Origin of the sequence: Candidatus Francisella endociliophora, assembly GCF_000764555.1 — a bacterium.
GTDB classification, from domain to species: Bacteria; Pseudomonadota; Gammaproteobacteria; order Francisellales; family Francisellaceae; genus Francisella; species Francisella endociliophora.
The window spans coordinates 820,651-845,267 of record NZ_CP009574.1 but is presented as its reverse complement, the minus strand read 5'-3'; the positions used below and the strand labels follow the sequence as shown (position 1 = coordinate 845,267).

Here is a 24,617-nt window from a genome sequence, read left to right as displayed (position 1 = left end):
TTAGATTAAAAATCCTTACCTTTGAAATTACCTTTGATTGCTCCCCACATTAGTTTAAATAAGTTACTCCATGTTGGTTCTATTGAGTAAGCACTCATATTTTCAGATAATTCATCCATTGCAGATATATTTGTATTTAGCATGTGTCCCGGAGACATAAAACTATCATATATTATTGATTTTTCGATATTCTCATAGCATAAAAGATTACCGAAATGACCATGACCAGAGACTAAATCTTTGTCAGACTCATGTCCCCCCCATGTTAGATAAGGGTTTAAGAAAATAAATGGAGGCATAGCATTAATAGCAATTCCACCATAGTTCATTTCAGTTACGGCATTCTCTAAGTCAGTTTTATGAGCTTTTTTTGTATCTTCATCAATTATGATACAGCTTCCAAGTGTACCTAGAAGTTTTGTATTACAAAAATCAATAGCCTTTTCTAAGAAAGCTTTTACATTAGTTGTAGTATCTAGAGGAACTTCACTTAATATTTGACAAAAAGCTTCGTGGGTTACACAGTAATCATCTTCAGGAGCATCTGTAATTAGTATAAACTCTCCACTTTTATATTTACCATTCTCAGGGTTAAGTATTTTTGCTTCTGGACAATTTTCTTTGAAACCTTGTATAACTTTTTCTGATCCTGGGTAATAAGTTCCTGCTGCAGGGGTATAAATCTCAAGAGCATCTTTTAATGCTAATAAGAATTCTTCACGTTGAGCCCAGTTTTTACAAGTTACAATTGTTTGAGGACGGCCACATACTGCCCCACCATTTAGTTTTGCCATTGTAGCAATTTGAATTGCTTGGTGTTTGATTTCTTTTTTTGTCCATGCTCTAACACCTGGGACAATAATGCAGGGGTTATTACCACCACACTCAGATACTAGTTTTGTATCTGTAGAATTTGCAATAGCTTTAGCTGTTGCGGAGCTTCCTGTAAAATATATTCTAGATAAGCGCTCATCTTTAGTCAGTTCTTGCCCTTGATCCGCTGAACAAAAGCCAAGAGCTCCAATATCAACTAGGGGTTTGAAAATTTTAGCCCAAGTTTGATCAGTTTCTTCATTAAGTTGATGAGGCTTATGTACAACAACACAATTCTCTAGAAATAATGCTTTAACCATTTCAGAAGAAGAGCTATAGTTACCAGCTCCTAAAACTGCAATTATTTCTGTAGGTTTCTCCATTGGGCTTACTTGTTTAGGCTCTCCTTTTACGCGGATATAGTCTTTACGTTTTCCATACATTATTTTATCTTTGATTTCTTTTGGGAAAACATGGATATCATATAGATTATCTTTTACTTTACTTATACTAATAGGCTTAAGTGGTTCACCATCTTTTTCTAATGCTTTATATAAATCTATACAAGCTGTAAGGGTATTTGTTAGTGGGACAATGGTTGCAACTTTAGCAATAGAGTCGGAGTATATATTTTCACTCGTTTGCTTATTTTTCATTTTTTTATCTGATTTAGCAAGATCGTCAGCATAACTTTTTATATTCTGTTGAATTTGCTCAAGTAATCTAACTCGATCTTTTATGGATGTTTTATTCCAGATATTTGGTTTCAATTGGTCAATAGTCTTTATTGCAGTTTTTTTATCTTCCATATGATTTCTCCTTTCTATATATAACAATATGAAATATATCAATTGATAGGGTATCAAACAAGATAGATTATGTAACTAAATTATAAAAGGTAGAGCCCAAATCTATAATTAATAATTTTTATATTAGTATTAAGAAAAGGGTGAATTTTAGGTATAAAATAGGCTTGAAGCAAAAAACCTATAAAAAAGTGTAATTTTTTACAGAAAGTACTTGCAATTGGGTAAGTGTATGCGTATTATATGTCTTCACCGGCTGGGAGTGATCCAGTGGGAAGCTAGACAGGGAGTAGTTTTCAGGTCTTAGATATTTAATAGATATATTATATACAAACACTTTGTTAAAGAATTTGAGTATCAGTAGTTAGAGTCAGAATTTGAGAATTAAACTGAAGAGTTTGATCCTGGCTCAGATTGAACGCTGGTGGCATGCTTAACACATGCAAGTCGAACGGTAACAGTAGAAGCTTGCTTCTAGCTGACGAGTGGCGGACGGGTGAGTAACGCGTAGGAATCTGCCCATCTGTGGGGGATACCAGTTGGAAACGACTGTTAATACCGCATAATATCTGCGGATTAAAGGTGGCCTTTGTGCTGCCGCAGATGGATGAGCCTGCGTTGGATTAGCTTGTTGGTGGGGTAAAGGCCTACCAAGGCTACGATCCATAGCTGATTTGAGAGGATGATCAGCCACATTGGGACTGAGACACGGCCCAAACTCCTACGGGAGGCAGCAGTGGGGAATATTGGACAATGGGGGAAACCCTGATCCAGCAATGCCATGTGTGTGAAGAAGGCTCTAGGGTTGTAAAGCACTTTAGTTGGGGAGGAAAGCTTATGAGTTAATAGCTCATGAGAAGGACGTTACCCAAAGAATAAGGACCGGCTAACTCCGTGCCAGCAGCCGCGGTAATACGGGGGGTCCGAGCGTTAATCGGAATTACTGGGCGTAAAGGGTCTGTAGGTGGTTTGTTAAGTCAGATGTGAAAGCCCAGGGCTCAACCTTGGAACTGCATTTGATACTGGCAAACTAGAGTATGGTAGAGGAATGGGGAATTTCTGGTGTAGCGGTGAAATGCGTAGAGATCAGAAGGAACACCAATGGCGAAGGCAACATTCTGGACCGATACTGACACTGAGGGACGAAAGCGTGGGGATCAAACAGGATTAGATACCCTGGTAGTCCACGCTGTAAACGATGAGTACTAGCTGTTGGATTCGGTGTAAAGGATCTAGTGGCGCAGCTAACGCGTTAAGTACTCCGCCTGGGGACTACGGCCGCAAGGCTAAAACTCAAAGGAATTGACGGGGACCCGCACAAGCGGTGGAGCATGTGGTTTAATTCGATGCAACGCGAAGAACCTTACCTGGTCTTGACATCCTGCGAACTTTCTAGAGATAGATTGGTGCCTTCGGGAACGCAGTGACAGGTGCTGCACGGCTGTCGTCAGCTCGTGTTGTGAAATGTTGGGTTAAGTCCCGCAACGAGCGCAACCCCTATTGATAGTTACCATCATTAAGTTGGGTACTCTATTGAGACTGCCGCTGACAAGGCGGAGGAAGGTGGGGACGACGTCAAGTCATCATGGCCCTTACGACCAGGGCTACACACGTGCTACAATGGGTATTACAGAGGGCTGCGAAGGTGCGAGCTGGAGCGAAACTCAGAAAGGTACTCTTAGTCCGGATTGCAGTCTGCAACTCGACTGCATGAAGTCGGAATCGCTAGTAATCGCAGGTCAGAATACTGCGGTGAATACGTTCCCGGGTCTTGTACACACCGCCCGTCACACCATGGGAGTGGGTTGCTCCAGAAGTAGATAGCTTAACGAATGGGCGTTTACCACGGAGTGATTCATGACTGGGGTGAAGTCGTAACAAGGTAGCCGTAGGGGAACCTGCGGCTGGATCACCTCCTTAACGGAAATACGAAAAAAAGAATAAGCTTTAGCTATTGATTTCAAGTGATTTAACTTAGTGTTTGTAGATAATATATTTTAGTGTAAATAGAATACGGGTCTGTAGCTCAGTTGGTTAGAGCGCACCCCTGATAAGGGTGAGGTCGGTAGTTCGAGTCTACTCAGACCCACCAGTTTTTTTGGGGCCATAGCTCAGCTGGGAGAGCACCTGCTTTGCACGCAGGGGGTCAGCGGTTCGATCCCGCTTGGCTCCACCATATTTTATTTGCATGAAGATAGAGATATTTAACAATTTAGTATAGAAATAGACTTAAGAAAATAAGTGCAAGCGGTGGATGCCTTGGCATTCAGAGGCGATGAAGGACGTGATAATCTGCGATAAGCTTCGGTTAGCTGGTAAATAAGCTTTGATCCGGAGATTTCCGAATGGGGGAACCCACCTAGCATCAGTTAGGTACTCACTCGATATAGAGTGTAGAGCGAACGAGGGGAACTGAAACATCTAAGTACCCTTAGGAAAAGAAATCAATTGAGATTCCCATAGTAGCGGCGAGCGAAGTGGGAAGAGCCTGGTATGATTTAGCATGATATATAGTAGAACAAGTTGGGAAGCTTGACGATAGAGGGTGATAGTCCCGTATACGAAATATACCATGTGGAACTAAGCATACGAACAAGTAGGACGGGGCACGTGGAACCTTGTCTGAATATGGGGGGACCATCCTCCAAGGCTAAATACTACTGAATGACCGATAGTGAACTAGTACCGTGAGGGAAAGGTGAAAAGAACCCTTATAAAGGGAGTGAAATAGAATCTGAAACCGCTTGCATACAAGCAGTAGGAGCATGATTTAGTCATGTGACTGCGTACCTTTTGTATAATGGGTCAGCGAGTTACTTTTAGTGGCGAGGATAACTGAATAAGGGATCCGTAGCGAAAGCGAGTTTTAATAGGGCGACTAGTCGCTAGGAGTAGACCCGAAACCGGCGCGATCTATCCATGGCCAGGTTGAAGGTTGGGTAATACCAACTGGAGGACCGAACCCAATAATGTTGCAAAATTATGGGATGAGCTGTGGATCGGAGTGAAAGGCTAATCAAGCACGGAGATAGCTGGTTCTCCCCGAAAACTATTTAGGTAGTGCCTCGTGTATAACTGATTGGGGTAAAGCACTGTTTCGACGATGGGGGTTTTACGACCTTACTGACTCGATGCAAACTCAGAATACGATCAAGTTCAATCACGGGAGACACACTGCGGGTGCTAAGGTCCGTAGTGGAAAGGGAAACAGCCCAGACCGCCAACTAAGGTCCCCAAGTCATAGCTAAGTGGGAAACGAAGTGGGAAGGCCCAGACAGCCAGGAGGTTGGCTTAGAAGCAGCCACCCTTTAAAGAAAGCGTAATAGCTCACTGGTCGAGTCGGCCTGCACGTAAGATTTAACGGGGCTAAGCTATGCACCGAAGTTGCGGAATATATATAGTATATTGGTAGGGGAGCGTTCTGTAAGCCGATGAAGGTGAATTGAGAAGTTTGCTGGAGGTATCAGAAGTGCGAATGCTGACATGAGTAACGTAAAATAAGTGAGATTCTTATTGGCCGAAAACCCAAGGATTCCTACGCAATGTTAATCAACGTAGGGTAAGCCGGCCCCTAAGGCGTAGCTGAAGAGTGAAGTCGATGGGAAACAGGTTAATATTCCTGTGCCGCTTATATGAACGAAGGAGGGACGGAGAAGGTTAGGTAGGCCTGGCGAATGGTTGTCCAGGTGAAAGTATGTAGGTAGAGTTATTAGGCAAATCCGGTAACTTGTTGATCTGAGATACGAGACGAAGTCAAATTTTATTTGACGAAGCTATTGATACCACGCTTCCAGGAAAAGCTTCTAAGTATATTGTATAAGCGACCGTACTCTAAACCGACACTGGTGGGTAAGTAGAGAATACTAAGGCTATGAGATAACTCTGGTGAAGGAACTAGGCAAAATGACACCGTAACTTTGGAAGAAGGTGTGCCCTTGATGGTGAAGAGACTTGCTCTCTGAGCTGTTGGGGGTTGCAGATACCAGGTGGCTGCGACTGTTTATCAAAAACACAGCACTCTGCTAAATCGTAAGATGAAGTATAGGGTGTGACGCCTGCCCGGTGCTGGAAGGTTAATTGAAGGGGTTAGCGCAAGCGAAGCTCTGGATCGAAGCCCCAGTAAACGGCGGCCGTAACTATAACGGTCCTAAGGTAGCGAAATTCCTTGTCGGGTAAGTTCCGACCTGCACGAATGGCGTAACGACGGCCACACTGTCTCCACCAGAGACTCAGTGAAATTGAAATCGCTGTGAAGATGCAGTGTACCCGCGGTTAGACGGAAAGACCCCGTGAACCTTTACTACAGCTTTGCACTGGACTTTGAATATTTATGTGTAGGATAGGTGGGAGACTTTGAAGCACGATCGCTAGATTGTGTGGAGTCGTCCTTGAAATACCACCCTTGAATATTTGAAGTTCTAACTCAGGAGAGATTCGAGGACAGTGTATGGTGGGTAGTTTGACTGGGGCGGTCTCCTCCCAAAGAGTAACGGAGGAGTACGAAGGTGCACTCGGTACGGTCGGAAATCGTGCCAAGAGTATAAAGGCAAAAGTGCGCTTGACTGCGAGAGTGACGGCTCGAGCAGGTACGAAAGTAGGTCTTAGTGATCCGGTGGTCCTGTATGGAAAGGCCATCGCTCAACGGATAAAAGGTACTCCGGGGATAACAGGCTGATTCCTCCCAAGAGTTCATATCGACGGAGGAGTTTGGCACCTCGATGTCGGCTCATCACATCCTGGGGCTGAAGCAGGTCCCAAGGGTATGGCTGTTCGCCATTTAAAGTGGTACGCGAGCTGGGTTCAGAACGTCGTGAGACAGTTCGGTCCCTATCTGCCGTGGGCGTTAGAGATTTGAGAAGAGTTGCTCCTAGTACGAGAGGACCGGAGTGAACGAACCACTGGTGTTCCGGTTGTTTCGCCAGAAGCATTGCCGGGTAGCTACGTTCGGACGGGATAAACGCTGAAAGCATCTAAGCGTGAAGCCTCCTTCAAGATTAGATCTCTCTAGCTTAGCTAGTAAGGAACGTTGGAGACTACGACGTTGATAGGCTGGGTGTGGAAGTACAGCAATGTATGAAGCTTACCAGTACTAATGATCCGAGAGACTTAAGTCTATTTCTATGCTGAATTGTTAAATATTTTTATTCCAAAACATAAAGTTTTGGCGATGATAGCTTGTAGGAACCACCTGATCCCATTCCGAACTCAGAAGTGAAACTACAACACGCCGATGATAGTCTGGCATTGCCCAGGTGAAAGTAGGTAGTCGCCATCTTATTACAAATAAAAGACTTATCGTGATAAGCAACAACACAAAGCCTCATAGAAATATGGGGCTTTTTTGTATCTAAAGCACAAAAAATACTTGCTGTAATTTATTGTTTATTTATATAGAACAATGGTAAGCAATTGATAAATATTAGCCTAGCTTTCCAATTATATATCTAGGACAGCCCTTTAATTTATTTATAGTATTTTAATTTATGATACTTAATATATATATTTACTATGTTAATTATCTTAAAAAATAAATAGTTTTTAATATTTTAAAATTGAGGTATAGTTTTACCGTTATTAATTTATAAAACTGCATAAGGGAAATATATGAAAATAATAATAAGTATAATAAGTATGATAATTGTAGTTAGCTCTTTTGCAGCTAATAATTGTGTTGTTAATGATAACTGTCCTGAGGATCAGTTGAAAAGTATTTCTTCTACTAATGACCACTCCAATAGAATTATTATACATAGTCAAACAGAGTATCCTCTTCAAAATAATACTCTTACTTATAATTCTAATTGTGTAGAAGCTGATACTAGTACATTTAAGTATGATTATGATGATATTTATAAAATATATAATTTTAAATTAAAAAAGAATGAGTGTGGAATGTTTGTTTCAGAGCCATATTTAGTAAGTTTTAAATTTAGTGATAATACTGGTTACAGTGGTATTTCGATAGATCTTGATAGTGGAAAATATCGTATTGCTAGTAATCATTTAGACTCACATATTGTTGATGGACAGTTAGGTAAAACAAAAACAGATTTTAGTGCAGAATCTCGTGATGGAAAAACTTATGTAAAGCATATTGTAAAGTAGACGAAGAGAAATGATTATTATTCAAAAATAAGATTAAATATTATAAACCTTTAAATATCTAAGCTAATTAAAAAATAAAATATACTCAGAGAATTTAAATATTTATAAATAAACAGAAACATCTAGTGTAAGTGTATTCATACTTTTGCCATCATAAAATATCTGATATGCCCATTCTGGCCCAAATAAAATATTATTATCAAAATATGCTCGCTGAGCTGAAAATATAAGTTGTCTTTTAATTCCTGACTTCGATAACCCATCTTGTAAAGGACTAGCAGCTATTGCCATTGGTATGGCAGCAGCATTGTATGTCTCACCATAGGTTGCGTTAAAGTTGGTACTTTTACCAAAAATATTGGCACTATAGTTACCAGCAACATACCAAGAGCCAGCAAGCACGTTATTACCAGTACCATTAAAATCGAAAGACTGTGTGGTAGATGCCCAACCAGAGTTTATCTGGAATATTCCAGAATCTATGGTATAAGCGATGTTAGTATCGACATTGAATGCTCCAATAGTTTGATTTGGAGCTACTCTAGGAATGCTAAAATTTTCAGCGCCATCTAGATCATAGACATAGCCGGTATTAAAACCAACAGCTAAACTATCTGTCCAGCTATCAGCGTAGAATAGACCTGCTGAAAAGTCTGCTTTTTTATCACTTGAACCAAATACTGCAATACTCGCATTTATAATATCTGTTTTATAATTAAGAGAGATGTTTGTAGCTCTACCAGTACCTAAGAATCCCGCGATACTTCCTGTCGAACTACCACCTCCACCTAAGTTAGCAACAGAAAGAGTACTTCTCCCTGCTGTTACAAAGAATGGAGATACAGACATATTACCAAATATTACAAAAGCATTACCTATAAAAAAGTCATTTGTTTCAGATGTGCTTACATCATATTCAGCAGTTACATAATCGCCAAGATTTGATACAAAAAATAATTTAGATGATGTTAGGTAAATATTTTGACCTGTTGGACTAAAAGGAGTAGTCGGTTTGTTATCAAAACCAACACGGGGAATTGTATCTCCAAACCAAGTTTGAGCATCTATACCAATGAAACCACCTAAGAATACTGAATAATCATCAAACTTCTCTTTTTGTAGTATTAATGTTGAAGCAAATAACTTTGATGGTATCATTCCTATAGGAATACTATTATTACCTGAGTATGAGCCTAGATAAGCGGCTTCACCATTAGTTGTGATAGCTGGTGCATCTCCAACATTAATTCCACCACCTGTATCAAAGATTCCTCCAACAGGCTCATTTTTTAAATCGATTATAGAGTTTTCAGGACTAATGTTTTGTACAATATCTACAGTATTTTTTTTAATTATGTATTTTTCAAGCTCATTTGCTATGGTGGGTTTATTATCGACAACATTTGCATTATATGTGGTGAATTCATTGTTATTAATATTATCCGTTTGCTGAAGCTGATTAATCTCTAGCTGTATATTTTTGATTTGTTGTTGTAGTTCTAAAACTGAATCTTTATCTTTAGTTTCTGCATATAAGGGAGTGATGATGCATATAAGTAGCACATAAGTTAATAAACTTCTGTAAATATGCTTCATCAATATAATAAATAATTACCCTCTAAAAGAATTATTATATAATAATTATGAAATTATTTTAATATATTGTTTAGAAATTAGGTAGGCATAATTTTAATACAGATAAGTAAAGTATAAAAATATTATGAATGCTATATATGTAAGAGGGAATGCTGCTCTTGAAAAAATATCTATTTGCTTAGCAATATCTTGTTTGTTAGTTTTTACAAACCAGTAAACAATTAAACTTTCTAAAACTGTAGAAAATAATATTGAGAAAGAAATTAATAAGAAGCCATCTGTAAAGGTTAGATAGTCAATGTCAGGCATTTCTCCTTCTACTAGAAATTGATAAGCAATAACTGAAAGTATACCAATAAATGCAATATTTAGCCTATCTGAAAGAGCTTTAGTATCCATCCAAAATACTGCCCACATAGCTAAAACTAATAATGATAAAGGTATTAAAACTTTAAGTAGAATATTTGTAGCTTGTCTATCTAAAGATATACTAAATTTTAGCATTGAGACTTGATCATTTTTACCATAATATTGTTTTGATTTGGTAATATTTTTTAGGTTGAAATCAGTAAGTTGCCACTCTGCTATATTGACATTAGGGTGATCTTTTACATAATCTTTAACTGTAACTTGGTAGTCTGGATTAACTTGTAATTGAACTTCATCTGAATCGTAGCCAAATGGTATTATATAGGCATTAAGTGTTTGCTTGTCAAAGGGAAATCTTTCTAGTTGCATAGGTGTTTCTAGAGCAAGAGTACGTTGCTCTGTATATATGACATCACCATTAGGATATATTCTTATCTGACGAGCTTTTATTTGAGGGCTACCTATTTCATTTATAATTGAGATTTGAGGTTTCCATCCTTCGAATATTTCATCATATTGGAAATCTCCTTGATATAGTTTATATTCTGTATTTTCTTTTTTTTCATCAAAGGCAAGTCTTGGATCGTTCCACTTTAATCGAAAAATGGCATCAACCTGTAATTGTTCATTAACTTCATCTAAGCTTTGTATGTCTGTTATGAATGCTGTGGTATCAACTATAGTTGGCTTTTGAGGTGGAGCGTTACCATATGAAAAGCTTATCGAGTATGACATTAATAAAAATGTGATTACTACAAAAAGATATTTACTAGTATTTAGCATTTTATCGTAAGATTGTTTTATATGGTATATATTATACTAAATCAGTATAGTTAATCCAAATTTATAACTTTTTAAGAATATATATAACAGCAAAAAAAGCAAAAAGAGCCCATGTGGCAAGCATGACGATACCACTATAAAAGAATGAATTAACGCTCGCTTCAAGTATATAAATCTTATCAAAATTAAATGAAATAGCTTGAGAAAATATGATTTGGCTAGCCATGCCACCTAAAACTATAAAAAGATTATTTAATGAAATAGCTAAACCTTTTTCAGTATCTGTTACAAGATATTGAATAATAAAAAAGCCTAAAACGACTCCTGATGCTGAGATACCAGAGATAATTGTGATAAGCATAAGCATAGAATATCCAAATAAAAAAGGAGTTAACATAGTAAAGTATGCTATAACTCCCAGAATAGAAAGTAATAATATATATTTCTTTGCTTGGGCAATTGTTTTAACATATGCTCCAACAATAAGTGCTGAAATTAAAAAGCTCATCCAGTATATTTCAGGTAGAGATAATGCATACTCTCTAGTATAGTCATGCATATTAATATAATAACTTTTCGCCCAAAAGCCAGCAAAAGTCATTATTATTCCCCATGTAAAAAATGAGTATGTAAAGATGGCAATGTTTGTTGATGATTTAAACATTTTTTTAATTGAATTTTTGATATCTTTCATAGACATTTTACTGGTAGGTTCAAGTTTTGTATCTTTTTTACGTCTTTTTATAACTCTCATTAATATCAGAGAGTATAAAAATAGAAATAAAACCATTAGAACGGTTACTATATTTGTCGCATTCCAACCTAAACCTTTGATAGTCGTTAAATATATATTGCCTGCAAAATAATCACCAATACCCGTAGCAATTTCTGCAAAACTTATTAATAAAGGGATTATAGCTTTATTGAAATATTTAGTAGCTATAAATATAGAAATAATGTATGCACTTGAGCATCCAGCACCAATAATAAGCCTACTAAAACCGATTAGAAAAACATTGTCTGAAAACCAGTATAAAATACAGCCAATAAGAACTAAAAATATAGAGCAAGGAAATATTTTTTCAAAACCTTTTGAGTCTAAAATATATCCACATGGAATTTGTAAAATAGCATATGAAAGAAAGTATAGCGTTACAAGTTGAAGGAAGAAACTTTCGCTTATTTCTACTTTATCAAGTATAAAATCAACACTAACACTTGGAGATACTTGCAAAAATGCAGATACAGTCGCAAACAGTAAAGCAACAACTAGAATCTGTATACGTATTAATAATGTCATTATATCTTAAGGATAATATATGGATTTTTACTCAGTAAAGTCTACATTAAAAATAGGGTAAATAAAATAGATATAAAAGTTATATTTTATACAATTTGAATAATGTTTTAGAGATCAATATAACTATTAAACCTATTACTATAGCTGAAATACTTAGTGTGAAAAATACATTGTAATATGCTTGGGCTTGGCTAGTATGTATCTGCGTAGTTGATGAAGTATTAATATCTGTAAATGTTGCAATATAGCTAGCCATGTAATTGCTAATGCCTGATTTAATTCCCCATATTCCAAATAGTAAAGCTGCAATATCTCTAGGAGCAACTTTGCTAATAGCAGATAAGCCTGTAGGGCTACAGCATAGCTCTCCTATAGTTATAGCGATAAAACCAAGAATTATAATTAATATAGATACAGCGTGACCTTGTAGAGCAAGGTAGGCTGCAAAAGTGAATATTCCCATGGCTAATCCTGTGATAACAAGCCCGGCTCCCATTTTTTTAAAAACAGAAATATTCCATTTTGCCCAAATCGCTGCAAGTATGGGAGAGAGTATAATGATAGAAAGGTTATTGGTTACATGAATGTTGGCAGCAGAAATATCAAACCCAAAAATATTAAGATCAACAAATCTTTTTGTAAATAGTAAAACACTTGTGGCAGTCTGTTCAAATAGAGCCCAGAAAAGCATAACAATTATAGAAATTTTAAGAACGGCAAGGATTGCTATAAGATACTCTTTACCTCCTTTTCTGGCTTTATAAGCTAAATATAAAAGAGCTAAGATGCTAGTTATATATAATACAGATGCTGTATTGTTTGCTGTTGAAATAAGATATGCAAAAATAAAAGCGATAGTTGTGGCAACAATAATTATAGTAACATGAGTTTGTTTGGTAGCTTTAATATGATCTGCAGGAACTAATTTTTTTATTTGACCTATAAAAAGTGTTATAAGCCCTAAGAACATTCCAAAAGCAGCAGCTGCAAAACCAGCGTGCCAGCCATAGTATTTTGCTATTAGAGGAACCGTGATGATAGCAATTGCTCCACCGAGATTTACTGCCATATAAAAAAGAGTATATGCACTATCTTTCATATGTTTTTGGTCTTTCGAGTAAAGTTCCCCGATATTAACATTCATCGCTGATTTGAAAAATCCTGTGCCAACAACTATAGAGCCTAGCCCTAAAAAGAAAAACATATCCATGGCTAATAGTAAATGACCTATCATTATGAATATACAGCCATACTTGACACTTGTGGTATGTCCAAGATATACATCAGATATATAACCACCTATTAGTGGAGCCATATATACAAATGCAACATAACTTCCGTATGTTAAGTAAGCTTGAGTGTCACTCATACCCCAGAATTTACTTGTTAGGAAAAGAATAAGAATAGCTCTCATTCCAAAGTAACTAAATCTTTCCCATATTTCAATACTGCATAAGACCCATAAGCCTTTAGGCTGGTTTTTAAAGTTTCTTAACATAACTCTTAAAAGAAAATTTATACTATATTTTTTTAATATAAAGAATAAAAGTGGATTTGTATATAAAAATTTATCTTTAGAAGACTATTAATTGGATAAAGTTAGTAATAGCTATTATAAAAGGTTTCATAATATAGAACAAAAGGTTTGAGCCATTAAATGGAATAATTATCAATGCTAATAGAATGAAAAAACCATATCTTTGAAAGCTATTGTATTTATACGCAGTGGAACTAGGTAGGAGAGATGTTACTATTTTACTACCATCTAAAGGAGGTATAGGTAGCAAGTTAAGAACCATCAGTATTACGTTTATCATTATTCCATAAAAAGCCATACCTTGAATGTAGGGATGTAGGGTTACATATTTTGCGACTAAAGCCCAGATTATTGCCATAAGTAGGTTAGCTAAAGGTCCAGCCGCTGCAACTAAAGCCATATCGAGTCGAGGTTTTTTTAGGTTGTTATAATTAACAGGTACAGGTTTAGCCCAACCAAATATAAAAGGAAATCCTGCTGCCATTGATGAGATAAGCATAATCCCAGGGATTAGTATTGTGCCAATAGGATCTATATGAGAAACCGGGTTTAAAGTAACTCTACCTAAGCTATAGGCTGTATTATCTCCTCTTATTTTTGCAATATAAGCATGAGCTGCTTCATGCATAGTTATGGCAAATATTAGAGGTATTATTGCCATTAGAACAGTCATTAATATGTGGTTGAAATCCATCTTGATTTTTGTGATAAATGCTTGTTGTTGAGATTATAGTATTTGAGGTTATAAATATGAAGTTAAAACATAGATTTAAATAAAAAAGTAATAAAAAAGATGAATTTATATTGTCTATGTTTATTCTGTGTGGTATAAAATAGGTGTGATCTAGTTTTAAAGAATGATTTTAGCAACTAGATTTTTAATAAAACTATAATAGGAGAAACATTATGAAAAAAATCATTGCTATTGTTTTGGTTTCATGTGTATTGGCTTCGTGTGTATCATCGTATCAACCAGAGCCTGCGCAACAGTCGCAAGAGTAATTCAAGGAGAAAGTTATGAAAAAAAATATTTTTAAAATAGCTGTTGTTGGACTAATTTCAATGTCTTTAATGTCATGTGTTGTAAGACATCAATGCCCAACTAAAAAAGATGCAAATGGCAATGAATACTTAGATAGAAATGCTTGCTCTGAAACGACTTACTTAGCTGGAATTATTCCTCTAGGTTAATCAATATTTTCTTTTTCTTTATATAATTTTTTTCAATAAAATTTACTTTTTTTTAAAAAAATAAACTGCTTTAAGTATAGCATAGATATTTTGTGTCTAATTTTGTATTCATCGATATGGGTCTAAAAATATAATGTAATTTAGCCTTACATAATGATTTAGATTTTTATTCTTTAATAGCTTTATTAAGGGATGTTTAAAACATTTTATTAAGAATATTATCTATTATTGATCATAAAATTAAACTATAAAAGTTGCTGTATAAAAGGGTTGTGGAGATAGATAAAAGCTGTAATATCTTAGTCTAGAGAGATCAAATTAGTTAATTAGAGGAGGCTCGAGATATGGCAAATCAGTATTCGGGAAATTTTGAACAGATAGTTAAAAACAAGTTTAAATGTTCAGCTAAAGAAATTTTATTAAAATGCCAGAGAGAAGGGTTAAGCTATCAGGATGCAGAGCAGGTCTTGGGCTTTAAACATGTTACAATTAGAAAATGGGCAAAAAGGTTTGATATTAAGCTGCCGCCTAGATTTAGAGTATCAGAAGATAGCGTAGATTCTGATAATGGCATAGCCTATGTCAGAGAATGTAAATCAAATAATGTTAATAGAACAAATATTCTTAGTCGTTGTTGGATAAATATGAGTCTTTATTCAGCAATAAAAGCTAAATCTTGATTGACTCTAATTTCTGAATTATCTTTTTCAAAATTGAATCTTACCTTTTCTCCTGGTGTTAGAACTATAACTGTAGAGCCAAAATTGAACCAACCTAAGGTATCGCCTTTTTTAAATGTGATATTAAATTCTTCTGAGTTATAATTCCATGTTTGGGCTTCTTTGTAGTAGTTGGGTGCTACTTTTCCATGCCATACTGTTTCTATACCTGCAACTAAAAGGGCACCTACAAAAATAACTGCTACTTCTCCTATGCTAGTATTAAAATAACAAACTAATCTTTCATTTTTAGCAAATAAATTATCGATTCTATTGGTTGTAGTATTGTTTACTGAGAAAAGTTTACCAGGAATATATACCATCTTGGTTAACTTACCATCAATAGGCATATGTACTCTATGGTAGTCTCTAGGAGACAGGTAAATCGTAGCGAATTTCGTAAACCTTGTAGCTGAACTTTCAGCTATGAGTGAATTAAGCTTAAAAGACTTACCTTTTGCTTGAATTAAAGTACTATCTTTTATATCACCAAACTGACTAAGAACACCATCAGCTGGAGAAGATATTGTATTTTCATCTTTATTCAAAGGTCTTATTCCATTTTTTAATTCTCGAATGAAGAAATCATTAAAAGATGAATAATTGTTTATATTTGTTTCTTTTGCTTCATCAATATTTATATCGAACTTTTTAATGGCTGTTTTTATTAGGAAAGTTTTTACAGTTTTATTTTTTGAATCAGCAAATTTACTTACTAAGCGTGAAGTTAAGCTGTGAGGTATTATGTATTGTAAAAATATAAATAGATTATCTTTCATAGTTTTGTGCTCATTTTTATTACTAAATATTAGTATAGCACTGTGTTATAATATTTAGCTAACTTAATTAGCTAGTTGTATTTAATTAAACAATGAGAAAGATATCTAAATTGCTTGTGTTATTGAGCTTAGGTTTTTTATTACAAGACTGCTCGACTAACAGCGTGGAAAACGACTTTTCATATGAAAGCTTGACAGACACAATAAGCGGAACACCATTTAGAAATAGAAAATATGATTATGCTAGAGTTAAGGTTACAGAAAAACCTTCTTTAAAAATACCAACCGGATTAAATGGTGAGAAAATAAAGCCTGCTTTGAAGTTGCCGGACGGCGATAATAACTATGCAAAATCACAGGTGGATGAAGCAGAGAAGGATATGCTGCCACCTAATTATACAGATCAGTTTAATATGTCACAAATAATAAGTGATCAGATTTCAAAGGTTGCTATTAGCGTTGTATATGATGATTCTGGCTCGTTGAAGTTAGTTTTTAGAGAGCCCTTATTAATAACTATAAACTTACTTGAAGATTATTTCAAAGCACACTCTGATACTTATACTATATCTTCAGAAGAAGATGAAATGCTTTCAGGGCACTTGATAAAAGTTAGAGATAGTAAAAAAGATCTAATTTTTGTTATTAAAGCTCGTAAGGTTGATGAGCTATCAAGTTTAGTTAAGGTTAATATGGTCTTTTTAGGTGATGGGGAAACACAAGCGCCAGACTATATAAATGAAGGAGTAAGCTTACTAAGTAATATCCGTAAAGAGTTAAACAATACAGAGCTTAAAAGTGATGATAATCTTAAAATTGCTAAACAAGCAGAGGTAAATTTAGCGAATTCAACAGCAAGTCCAGATAATGCAAAATCTGGTTTAGGTGGTTTGTTAGGAGCTAAGAAGAGTAGCTTTAGTCTAGGTTCATATGATAGAACGATTGATAAAGCGAAGCAGCAAGAGCAACAGGGTTCTCAGGCTCAGCAAGATTACACGCAGATGACAGCACCATCAAGTGACAGTGTTTACGATAGTGATGCACAAGCTCAGGTATTAAATACATAGGTTATAAAATGTATGATGTTTCAGTTTTTATAGGTAGATTTCAACCTTTTCACAAAGGTCATTTACATAATATACTAGTTGCTCTTAAGCATAGTGAAAAAGTAATTATAAATGTTGGTAGTTCATTTAATGCTCCTAATGTAAAAAATCCATTTTCTTATAAACAAAGAAAACAAATGATTTTGGAAGATCTTGAAATTGCAGGAGTTAATTTATCTCGAGTTGAGATAGAGCCTTTAGCAGATTATTTTTATCAAGAACAAAAATGGGAAGATGCATTAAGAGCTAATGTCAGAAAGCATATTAATAAAAATGAAACAGTTGCCATAGCTGGACACGTTAAAGATAGTTCTAGTTATTATATAAAAAGTTTTCCGGAGTGGGGATATATTCCTGTTACAAACTATAAAAATTATAATGCTACAGATTTTAGGAAAAAGTTTTATAAAGGTGAAATCATTGCTGAATATATGTGTAATGATAACTTATCAAAAGGTACCTATGCTTTTTTAAAAAAGTTCATATTCACACAACAATATCAAGACTTAGTCGCTGAAAATAATTATGTTATAGAATATAAGAAATCGTGGAGCAGTGCACCATATAAACCAAACTTGGTTACGGTTGATGCTTTAGTTATTGTTAACGATCAGATTCTACTAGTACAGCGTAAAGGTTTGCCAGGAAAAAATCTTTGGGCTTTACCTGGAGGCTTTTTGGAGCATGATGAAACAATATCTCAAGCTATAGTTAGAGAGTTGCATGAAGAAACAAGCCTTGATTTAACTAGGGAACAATTAGCTTTAGCAAAAATAACAGAAATGGTTTTTGATTATCCAGATCGTTCTGTTCGTGGTAGAACTATTAGTCATACTGGATTATTTGTATTTGATAAATGGGAAAAACTGCCCAATATACGAGCAGCAGATGATGCAAATGATACTAAATGGGTACCCATATCCTCAATTATGGAAGATATGTATGATAGAATGCTAGAAGATCATTATCAAATTATCACTATTTTATTAGAAATATGTGAGAAATTATAAGGAGACTTTTTATTATGAGTTTATCAGTTGTAATTTTGGCTGCCGGTAAGGGCTCTAGAATGAATTCAAACAAACCAAAAGTGCTGCAAACATTAGCAGGGGAGACTTTAATTAAGCATGTGATCAATAGAGTCAAACCTCTTAATCCCGATAATATTATAGTTGTTAATGGACATCTAAAAGAGATGGTCGAAGATAACCTAGTAGGTCAAAATATAACATTTGTTGAGCAAAGGGAGCAGTTAGGGACAGGACATGCTGTCTTACAAGCTTTGCCACAAATTAAAGAAGATAAAGTTTTGATTCTTTATGGTGATGTACCATTAATATCTACAGAAGTATTAGCTAACTTAATTAAATCAGCAAGTGATGACTTAGCAGTACTAACAGCTATTGTAGATAACCCAACAGGGCTTGGTCGTATAGTTAGAGATAAGTTTGGTGCAGTTAGTCATATTGTTGAAGAAAAGGATGCGACTGATGGTCAACGACAAATTAAAGAAATTAATACAGGAATATACTGTGTAGCGAGAGAGCATTTAGAAAAATGGCTTCCTAATCTTGGTAATAGTAATGCTCAAGGTGAATATTATTTGACCGATATTGTGGCAATGGCTAGGAAAGATAATATTTCAATTACAGTGACGCATCCTGTTGAAGAGTTTGAGATTCAAGGCGTAAACGATAGAGCACAACTTGCACAACTTGAAAGACAATGGCAAAAACATATTGCAGATGTAATTATGGCAAAAGGTGTTAGTATTGCAGATCCTCATAGATTTGATGTGCGTGGTAAACTAGAAGTTGGTAGGGATTGTTGGTTGGATATTAATGTCATTATTAAAGGGAATGTAAAGCTTGGAAATAATGTAGTGGTTGGTGCCAACTGTATTTTGAAAAATTGTACTATAGAAGATAATGTTAAAATCAAAGCAAATAGTATGGTTGATGGCTCTATTATTAGAGAAGGTGCTATTGTTGGACCTTTTGCAAGAGTTAGACCGGATTGTGATATAAAAGAAGGTGCTGTTATAGGAAATTTTGTTGAAGCTAAAAAGACAGTTCTTGGTAAAGGATCTAAAGCATCACACTTAACATATCTTGGAGATAGTGAAATAGGTGCTAATTGTAATATAGGTGCGGGTGTAATTACATGTAATTATGATGGTGTGAATAAGTTTAAGACTACTATAGGTGATTATGCTTTTATTGGTTCTGATTCACAACTAGTCGCTCCAGTTAATATTGGTCAAGGAGCAACTGTGGGCGCGGGGTCAACTATTGCAAAAGATGTGCCAGCTGATAATCTTGCAATTTCAAGAGCTAGACAGCGTCATATAGATAGTTGGGAAAGACCTGTCAAAAAAGCGGATAAATAAAAATTAATTAGTAGGTATTTATTATGTGTGGAATAGTTGGAGCTAACTCTACGAGAAATGTTACAAATATATTGATTGAGGGTTTAAAGAAGCTTGAATATCGAGGTTATGATTCAGCAGGTTTAGCTGTTATAGAGGATAATAGTAAGATCGATATTTGTAAAGAGGTTGGTAAAGTTATAGAACTAGAGAAATCTGTTCATGCGCAACCAGATTTCAAAGGTAATATTGGGATAGCTCATACGAGATGGGCAACTCACGGGAAGCCTTCAAAAGAAAACTCTCATCCCCATGCTTCAGAAAAGTTTTGTATTGTACATAATGGAGTGATTGAGAATTTTGCAGAGTTAAAGAAAACTCTAATAAATGATGGTTATGCTTTCAAATCTGATACTGATACAGAGGTGATTGCACATCTTCTTGATAGGAAATGGCAAGATAATCTTTCAATAATTGAGAATATCAAATATATTACAAAGCTTCTAAAAGGAGCTTATGCTTTAGCAATTATCTCACAAAAATTTTCTGATAAGATAGTTGCTGTTAGATCAGGGTCGCCGTTAGTTATAGGTGTTGGAATCGATGAGAATTTTATTTCATCAGATGCTTTATCATTATTGCCAGTAACAAATAGGTTCTCTTATCTCGATGAAGGTGATGTTGCTGTAGTTTCTAAGGATAATATAGAAGTTTATGATAGTAACGGTATAGCTAAAAATCTTGAAGTTGAAGAATATAACTATTCATCATCAAGCGCTTCTAAAGATGGTTATAAGCATTATATGCTTAAAGAGATATATGAGCAGCCAGAAGCTATTTCAAATACAATAGCCGCATCATTAGATGGTGATGAAATTAGCTTGGATAATTTTAATAACAAAGCAAAAGAGCTATTTGAGAAAACAAAGCATATTTGTATAGTTGCATGTGGTACTAGCTATAATGCTGGTATGACTGCGAAATATTGGATAGAAAAATATGCAAAGATTCCTTGTAGTGTCGAAATTGCAAGTGAGCTTAGATACCGCGATAATGTTGTGGTTGAAGGTTCATTTTTTGTAAGTATTTCACAATCTGGTGAAACAGCAGATACTCTGGAATCTCTAAGAAAGAGTAAAAAGCAAGGCTATGCTGGAAGTATGTGTATTTGTAATGTACCAAATAGCTCGCTTGTTAGAGAGTCAGATATTGCATTTATGACGAAAGCAGGAGTTGAGATAGGTGTTGCATCTACAAAAGCTTTTACAACTCAATTAGTTGCTTTAGCAATATTTACTCTTGCAATGGCTAAGCTCAGAAATACTTTATCTGATCAAGAAATTGCTAAATATACACAAGAGTTAAAAAATACTCGAGCTTTAGTTATGGGAGCTTTAAAACTTGATCCTGAAATAGATGAAATAAGCGAATATTTCTCTGATAAAGAGCATACAATCTTTTTAGGTCGTGGATTATATTATCCAATAGCTATAGAAGGCGCACTTAAGTTAAAAGAAATATCATATATCCATGCAGAGGCGTATCCATCTGGTGAGCTTAAACATGGCCCATTAGCTCTAGTTGATAAAAATATGCCAATAATAGCTGTAGTGCCAAATGATGATTTATTAGATAAGACTCTTTCAAATTTACAAGAAGTTCATGCGAGAGGTGGTAAGTTGATTCTTTTTGTTGATAAAGCGATTAAAGATAGAGTTAGCTTTGATAATAGTATTGTTTTAGAACTAGATGGCGGACACGATTTCAGTGCACCAATAGTCTTTACAATACCTCTTCAACTTCTTTCATACCATGTGGCTATAATCAAAGGCACGGATGTTGATCAGCCAAGGAATTTAGCTAAATCAGTAACAGTTGAGTAATGTTACGCTACGCTACATTTAATGATATTGAGCAACTTGAAAATATTAGAATACAATCTATCTCATCTCTAACAAAACATTATTCCACTCAACAGCTTAATATTTGGAAATCGTTAAAGCCAGATTGGAGTAAGCTTTATGAGCTTACACAGATTTATTGCTTAAATGATAGCAAAGTAGCAGGTTTTATAACAGCGACTAAGACTGAATTAAAGTTACTTTACATTGATCCAAAGTATCAAAAAATGGGTATAGGAACATTCTTGGTTTCAAATGTTGAGAATGTAGGCATGATTTGTGATGCTAATATATTGACTGAGAAAATTCTAATTAAAAGGAATTAGGCTTATATAAAAGAAAATCAAAAAACTTTTGATAGTAATATTTGCTTTTATAATAGAATTTATAAGTGTAGGGAAGAAAGTTATATGGACTTTAATAAATCTATTTCATGTGAGAATGTTCATCTTCAACTAATGACTCAAGATGATTCTGATAGACTATTTGAAGTTGCTAAAGATCCTGAAATTTGGGATCAATATAATGCTAAAGAACGTTGTGAGCTAGAAGGGTTCAAAAAGTTTTTTAATGATGCTATAAATAATCCACAGAATTGTTATTTGATTTTTTACAAAGATGAGTTGGTTGGATCAACAAGATACTATGAGTATGATTCAGTCGCTTCATCAGTAAAAATAGGTTATACATTTTACGCAAAAAAATGTTGGGGTACTGGATTAAATAAAAAAGTAAAAAAACTAATGCTAGAGTATGCTTTTAAATATCTTGATAATGTATTTTTTGATGTTTGGACTAGTAATTTTCGTTCGCAAAAAGCTGTTGAAAAGCTAGGCGCAAAACTTTATAAAAAAGATAATTTACGAGAGAGATTAGTTTTTAAACTAAATAAAAAAGATTGGAAAGGAAGAAATGATTAACCGAAAGCTCTTCTTTGAGCGATTCTAGCTCTTTTAACAGCAGCTCTTTTAGCTAACTTTCTTCTTTCAGTAGGTTTTACGTAATGTTGTCTATCTCTAAGCTCTTGTTTGATACCTGCTTTTTCACATGCACGCTTAAAGTTTCTTAGACTTATATCAAATGGTTTACGATCATCTACTCTAATACTTGGCATTATAGCACCTCAATATTTATAGCTTCAGGACCTTTTCTACCTTCTTGAGTTTCAAAAGCAACCTGTTGACCTTCTGCCAAAGTTTCACCATCTAATTTTGAAATATGTACAAATACATCTTTTCCACCGTCTTGAGGAGTGATAAAACCAAAACCTTTTTGGTCATTGAAAAACTTAACTGTACCTTGTGATTTATTATCCATTTTTATTCTCTTAATTTGTTTATTTTATTCATATTTTGATAGGACATAGCCCCTACCAAAGGCTGTATGGAATTTATAATTTTGTAAAAACACTAAGACTAAAAAAAGTGAGTTAAAAAACTATAAGAAATCATATCACTGAAATCTCCAATCCTTACAGAAAGTATAATAATACAAAAATATAGTAAAAGATAGTGTTGGAATTATTTTTTGTCTAGAGAGTATGTATTTACAAACTCTTGGAATTTATCAGCGACTATATTATGAGTATATGTGGTAGGATGCATTTTGTTATAAAATATATATCCTTTGCAGATAGGAAAGTTCTCTTCCATATTTTTACTAGGGGTTGTGATTGTATCTACACACATTGAAAAAGGATTATTATTTACTTTGCCAAAATATTGTTCATATTCTGGATTTTGAGGATCTTTTACTAGTTCAATTAAGTATTTACCAACATCAAAAAAATTAGCACCTTCATGATTTGCCATAGATCTTAAACTATTGTTATAGTTTATTGATACCGCGCTAAGTATACTAGATATTACAGTTTGTACTGAATTAGGGAACTCTGATATAAGTTGATGCACAGCAGGTACATATTTGAAGTTAGGTAGGGCAAAAACATATATGTTTTTAGGTTTAATGCCAAAATTTTCTAAGAGTTTTATGCTTGTTTTTACATTATTAACTAATAATGATGGTTGGAATTTTTTAAATTCTGATTTGATATTTTTAACATCAATATTTGGAATATTCAATATTTTAACAATATTTCCAAATACATCATTACCACCGACCCAGATGATAACTTTAGTATCTGTAGTTGGTTTGAAATCATTTGCTTTAGCTAGCTTAATAAACTTCTTAACTTGTTTTGTAACGCTAGGGACACAACTAGCTATTGGTGAACCTTTTAAAACTTCACCGTATTTGTCTGCTGGACAGTCTGCGTAAGGGAACATGCCTGTTTGGTAAATTGCTTTATAATCTAGATCATCAATGAAATTATCACCAGATTGAGCTGTTGCAGTAGCAAAAGTAATGTTATTTTTAGGAGTATTTAGGTATTTCCCAAAATCAGTTATAGCAGCTCTATATATTACTAGAGTTTGCCCATTTTTTTCAGAGAAATAGTTGATCCATGTTTTAGGCGCTTGATTAATATCACTATAATTAAAGCTAGTTATAGGGGCAGCTTGGAAGTTCTTGGGAAATGCAGTATCTCCGGGAACCCAGTAGTTATTTCCTAGATCTCTAATAAGATTATTACCATCTATTTCACCACCGTTTGTAGCAGGTAAATCATTATCTTTTAATATTTGACTACTTTTGGAGCTACCTGTATCTGTTAGGCTATCACCAAAGATAATGTATTGATCATTCGCTAATATAGGTGTTGATATAGTAAAGGTTGTTAAACCTGCTAAAATTATTTTAGATATTTTCATAATATAAAGTAAAAATGACGTATTCAATAATTCATAATATAGGATAGCTTTGTTGATCTAGCAAGATATATTGGTATAAAAAATTGATTTTTAAAATCAATCAAGCTTATCTCTTTTTATTTTTAATAAACTTTCTGCAGATTGCCATTGTGCTACACGAGGCTTTAGAGTTTTTATTTTTTTGTTAAATTCATTCTCTAAATCTATCTCATATAAATTTGCTAGCTCAAGCAGACTAACAAAAACATCTGTAAGTTCAGAGGTTATTTTTTCATTATTTGAGGTTTCTTCATATATTTCTTTTTGCATAATTTCATTAGCAAGTTCTCCAACCTCTTCTGTTAAAGCTATAAAACTTGCTAAGCGTGGGTGAGAAATATTTTTGAAAAGTTCTGCTAAGGTCTGTTGGGCTTGTTGGATTTTCATTTTGTTGAGATTATAAGTTTTAGTCTGTTAATTTTAACATCATTTTA

General features: G+C 34.6%; 20 protein-coding genes, 2 tRNA genes and 3 rRNA genes. 14 read left to right on the top strand and 11 right to left on the bottom strand.

The genetic code is table 11. The features are described 5' to 3' along the window. Nucleotides 1–5 precede the first annotated feature (5 nt). Nucleotides 6–1,622: an aldehyde dehydrogenase family protein gene (locus tag QI37_RS04155; protein WP_040008832.1), complete on the bottom strand. Its 1,617-nt coding sequence runs from the start codon at nucleotides 1,620–1,622 to the stop codon at nucleotides 6–8. 383 nt (nucleotides 1,623–2,005) lie between these two features. Between QI37_RS04155 and QI37_RS04150 the strand changes: the two genes are divergently transcribed. The 6 genes from QI37_RS04150 (at nucleotide 2,006) to QI37_RS04125 (ending at nucleotide 7,724) form a co-directional block, all read left to right on the top strand. Next, nucleotides 2,006–3,539 (top strand): 16S ribosomal RNA (locus QI37_RS04150). A gap of 95 nt (nucleotides 3,540–3,634) precedes the next feature. Then, nucleotides 3,635–3,711, top strand: a tRNA-Ile gene (locus tag QI37_RS04145). Between the two features lie 8 nt (nucleotides 3,712–3,719). Further along, a tRNA-Ala gene (locus tag QI37_RS04140) sits at nucleotides 3,720–3,795 on the top strand. Nucleotides 3,796–3,846: 51 nt separating this feature from the next. Then, nucleotides 3,847–6,733, top strand: a 23S ribosomal RNA gene (locus QI37_RS04135). A 46-nt stretch (nucleotides 6,734–6,779) separates the two neighbouring features. Then, nucleotides 6,780–6,894, top strand: a 5S ribosomal RNA gene (gene rrf, locus QI37_RS04130). Together the 16S, 23S and 5S rRNA genes with 2 tRNA genes alongside form the textbook arrangement of a ribosomal RNA operon. 329 nt (nucleotides 6,895–7,223) lie before the next feature. Then, nucleotides 7,224–7,724 (top strand): hypothetical protein, encoded by a 501-nt coding sequence (locus QI37_RS04125; RefSeq protein ID WP_040008830.1) that lies wholly within the window; start codon nucleotides 7,224–7,226, stop codon nucleotides 7,722–7,724. A 102-nt stretch (nucleotides 7,725–7,826) separates the two neighbouring features. Here QI37_RS04125 and QI37_RS04120 read toward each other — a convergent pair whose 3' ends face one another. The 5 genes from QI37_RS04120 to QI37_RS04100 form a co-directional block, all read right to left on the bottom strand. Continuing rightward, a complete protein-coding gene (locus tag QI37_RS04120) occupies nucleotides 7,827–9,320 on the bottom strand; it encodes a DUF3573 domain-containing protein (protein WP_040008829.1) in 1,494 nt (497 codons plus the stop codon). A gap of 93 nt (nucleotides 9,321–9,413) precedes the next feature. Beyond that, on the bottom strand, nucleotides 9,414–10,472 hold the full coding sequence (locus tag QI37_RS04115; RefSeq protein WP_040008826.1) for a ligand-gated ion channel: 1,059 nt from the start codon (nucleotides 10,470–10,472) through the stop codon (nucleotides 9,414–9,416). Nucleotides 10,473–10,533: 61 nt separating this feature from the next. Beyond that, a complete protein-coding gene (locus QI37_RS04110) occupies nucleotides 10,534–11,772 on the bottom strand; it encodes an MFS transporter (RefSeq protein WP_081946980.1) in 1,239 nt (412 codons plus the stop codon). Between the two features lie 79 nt (nucleotides 11,773–11,851). Then, nucleotides 11,852–13,270, bottom strand: a complete 1,419-nt coding sequence (locus QI37_RS04105) for a peptide MFS transporter (RefSeq protein WP_040008824.1) — start codon at nucleotides 13,268–13,270, stop codon at nucleotides 11,852–11,854. A gap of 76 nt (nucleotides 13,271–13,346) precedes the next feature. Further along, nucleotides 13,347–14,003, bottom strand: a complete 657-nt coding sequence (locus QI37_RS04100) for a site-2 protease family protein (RefSeq protein WP_040008823.1) — start codon at nucleotides 14,001–14,003, stop codon at nucleotides 13,347–13,349. Between the two features lie 323 nt (nucleotides 14,004–14,326). Between QI37_RS04100 and QI37_RS10300 the strand changes: the two genes are divergently transcribed. Continuing rightward, a complete protein-coding gene (locus QI37_RS10300) occupies nucleotides 14,327–14,500 on the top strand; it encodes a hypothetical protein (RefSeq protein WP_200883204.1) in 174 nt (57 codons plus the stop codon). A 344-nt stretch (nucleotides 14,501–14,844) separates the two neighbouring features. Next, a complete protein-coding gene (gene fevR, locus QI37_RS04095) occupies nucleotides 14,845–15,180 on the top strand; it encodes a transcriptional regulator FevR (RefSeq protein WP_040008822.1) in 336 nt (111 codons plus the stop codon). Here the strand turns inward: fevR and asd are convergent. After that, nucleotides 15,153–15,998 (bottom strand): archaetidylserine decarboxylase, encoded by an 846-nt coding sequence (gene asd, locus QI37_RS04090; protein WP_040008821.1) that lies wholly within the window; start codon nucleotides 15,996–15,998, stop codon nucleotides 15,153–15,155. The two genes, fevR and asd, sit on opposite strands and share 28 nt — an antisense overlap. Nucleotides 15,999–16,090: 92 nt before the next feature. On the opposite strand from asd, the gene QI37_RS04085 reads away from it, so the two are divergent. From QI37_RS04085 to QI37_RS04060, 6 genes are all read left to right on the top strand, one after another. Continuing rightward, nucleotides 16,091–17,065 (top strand): hypothetical protein, encoded by a 975-nt coding sequence (locus QI37_RS04085; protein ID WP_040008818.1) that lies wholly within the window; start codon nucleotides 16,091–16,093, stop codon nucleotides 17,063–17,065. Between the two features lie 8 nt (nucleotides 17,066–17,073). Next, nucleotides 17,074–18,114, top strand: a complete 1,041-nt coding sequence (locus tag QI37_RS04080) for a bifunctional nicotinamide-nucleotide adenylyltransferase/Nudix hydroxylase (protein ID WP_040008816.1) — start codon at nucleotides 17,074–17,076, stop codon at nucleotides 18,112–18,114. A gap of 14 nt (nucleotides 18,115–18,128) precedes the next feature. Further along, a complete protein-coding gene (gene glmU / locus QI37_RS04075) occupies nucleotides 18,129–19,493 on the top strand; it encodes a bifunctional UDP-N-acetylglucosamine diphosphorylase/glucosamine-1-phosphate N-acetyltransferase GlmU (protein ID WP_040008814.1) in 1,365 nt (454 codons plus the stop codon). 23 nt (nucleotides 19,494–19,516) lie between these two features. Further along, on the top strand, nucleotides 19,517–21,355 hold the full coding sequence (glmS, locus tag QI37_RS04070) for a glutamine--fructose-6-phosphate transaminase (isomerizing) (protein WP_040008813.1): 1,839 nt from the start codon (nucleotides 19,517–19,519) through the stop codon (nucleotides 21,353–21,355). After that, on the top strand, nucleotides 21,355–21,699 hold the full coding sequence (locus QI37_RS04065; RefSeq protein ID WP_040008811.1) for a GNAT family N-acetyltransferase: 345 nt from the start codon (nucleotides 21,355–21,357) through the stop codon (nucleotides 21,697–21,699). Before glmS ends, QI37_RS04065 begins: the two co-directional genes overlap by 1 nt. Nucleotides 21,700–21,783: 84 nt before the next feature. Further along, nucleotides 21,784–22,293, top strand: coding sequence for a GNAT family N-acetyltransferase (locus QI37_RS04060; protein ID WP_040008810.1), 510 nt, complete (start codon nucleotides 21,784–21,786; stop codon nucleotides 22,291–22,293). Here QI37_RS04060 and rpsU read toward each other — a convergent pair. The 4 genes from rpsU to QI37_RS04040 form a co-directional block, all read right to left on the bottom strand. After that, complete coding sequence (rpsU, locus tag QI37_RS04055) at nucleotides 22,290–22,487, bottom strand: 30S ribosomal protein S21 (RefSeq protein ID WP_040008809.1); 198 nt, start codon at nucleotides 22,485–22,487, stop codon at nucleotides 22,290–22,292. The two genes, QI37_RS04060 and rpsU, sit on opposite strands and share 4 nt — an antisense overlap. Beyond that, nucleotides 22,487–22,690: a cold-shock protein gene (locus tag QI37_RS04050; RefSeq protein WP_040008808.1), complete on the bottom strand. Its 204-nt coding sequence runs from the start codon at nucleotides 22,688–22,690 to the stop codon at nucleotides 22,487–22,489. Before QI37_RS04050 ends, rpsU begins: the two co-directional genes overlap by 1 nt. A gap of 203 nt (nucleotides 22,691–22,893) precedes the next feature. Next, nucleotides 22,894–24,144: an SGNH/GDSL hydrolase family protein gene (locus tag QI37_RS04045; RefSeq protein WP_040008806.1), complete on the bottom strand. Its 1,251-nt coding sequence runs from the start codon at nucleotides 24,142–24,144 to the stop codon at nucleotides 22,894–22,896. A gap of 96 nt (nucleotides 24,145–24,240) precedes the next feature. Continuing rightward, complete coding sequence (locus QI37_RS04040) at nucleotides 24,241–24,570, bottom strand: MazG nucleotide pyrophosphohydrolase domain-containing protein (protein ID WP_040008804.1); 330 nt, start codon at nucleotides 24,568–24,570, stop codon at nucleotides 24,241–24,243. Nucleotides 24,571–24,617 lie beyond the last annotated feature (47 nt).

Coding starts and splice junctions, on each gene's coding strand:
- QI37_RS04155 (WP_040008832.1), bottom strand. CDS start 1,622: ATGGAAGATAAAAAAACTGCAATAAAGACTATTGACCAATTGAAACCA.
- QI37_RS04125 (WP_040008830.1), top strand. CDS start 7,224: ATGAAAATAATAATAAGTATAATAAGTATGATAATTGTAGTTAGCTCT.
- QI37_RS04120 (WP_040008829.1), bottom strand. CDS start 9,320: ATGAAGCATATTTACAGAAGTTTATTAACTTATGTGCTACTTATATGC.
- QI37_RS04115 (WP_040008826.1), bottom strand. CDS start 10,472: ATGCTAAATACTAGTAAATATCTTTTTGTAGTAATCACATTTTTATTA.
- QI37_RS04110 (WP_081946980.1), bottom strand. CDS start 11,772: ATGACATTATTAATACGTATACAGATTCTAGTTGTTGCTTTACTGTTT.
- QI37_RS04105 (WP_040008824.1), bottom strand. CDS start 13,270: ATGTTAAGAAACTTTAAAAACCAGCCTAAAGGCTTATGGGTCTTATGC.
- QI37_RS04100 (WP_040008823.1), bottom strand. CDS start 14,003: ATGGATTTCAACCACATATTAATGACTGTTCTAATGGCAATAATACCT.
- QI37_RS10300 (WP_200883204.1), top strand. CDS start 14,327: ATGAAAAAAAATATTTTTAAAATAGCTGTTGTTGGACTAATTTCAATG.
- fevR (WP_040008822.1), top strand. CDS start 14,845: ATGGCAAATCAGTATTCGGGAAATTTTGAACAGATAGTTAAAAACAAG.
- asd (WP_040008821.1), bottom strand. CDS start 15,998: ATGAAAGATAATCTATTTATATTTTTACAATACATAATACCTCACAGC.
- QI37_RS04085 (WP_040008818.1), top strand. CDS start 16,091: ATGAGAAAGATATCTAAATTGCTTGTGTTATTGAGCTTAGGTTTTTTA.
- QI37_RS04080 (WP_040008816.1), top strand. CDS start 17,074: ATGTATGATGTTTCAGTTTTTATAGGTAGATTTCAACCTTTTCACAAA.
- glmU (WP_040008814.1), top strand. CDS start 18,129: ATGAGTTTATCAGTTGTAATTTTGGCTGCCGGTAAGGGCTCTAGAATG.
- glmS (WP_040008813.1), top strand. CDS start 19,517: ATGTGTGGAATAGTTGGAGCTAACTCTACGAGAAATGTTACAAATATA.
- QI37_RS04065 (WP_040008811.1), top strand. CDS start 21,355: ATGTTACGCTACGCTACATTTAATGATATTGAGCAACTTGAAAATATT.
- QI37_RS04060 (WP_040008810.1), top strand. CDS start 21,784: ATGGACTTTAATAAATCTATTTCATGTGAGAATGTTCATCTTCAACTA.
- rpsU (WP_040008809.1), bottom strand. CDS start 22,487: ATGCCAAGTATTAGAGTAGATGATCGTAAACCATTTGATATAAGTCTA.
- QI37_RS04050 (WP_040008808.1), bottom strand. CDS start 22,690: ATGGATAATAAATCACAAGGTACAGTTAAGTTTTTCAATGACCAAAAA.
- QI37_RS04045 (WP_040008806.1), bottom strand. CDS start 24,144: ATGAAAATATCTAAAATAATTTTAGCAGGTTTAACAACCTTTACTATA.
- QI37_RS04040 (WP_040008804.1), bottom strand. CDS start 24,570: ATGAAAATCCAACAAGCCCAACAGACCTTAGCAGAACTTTTCAAAAAT.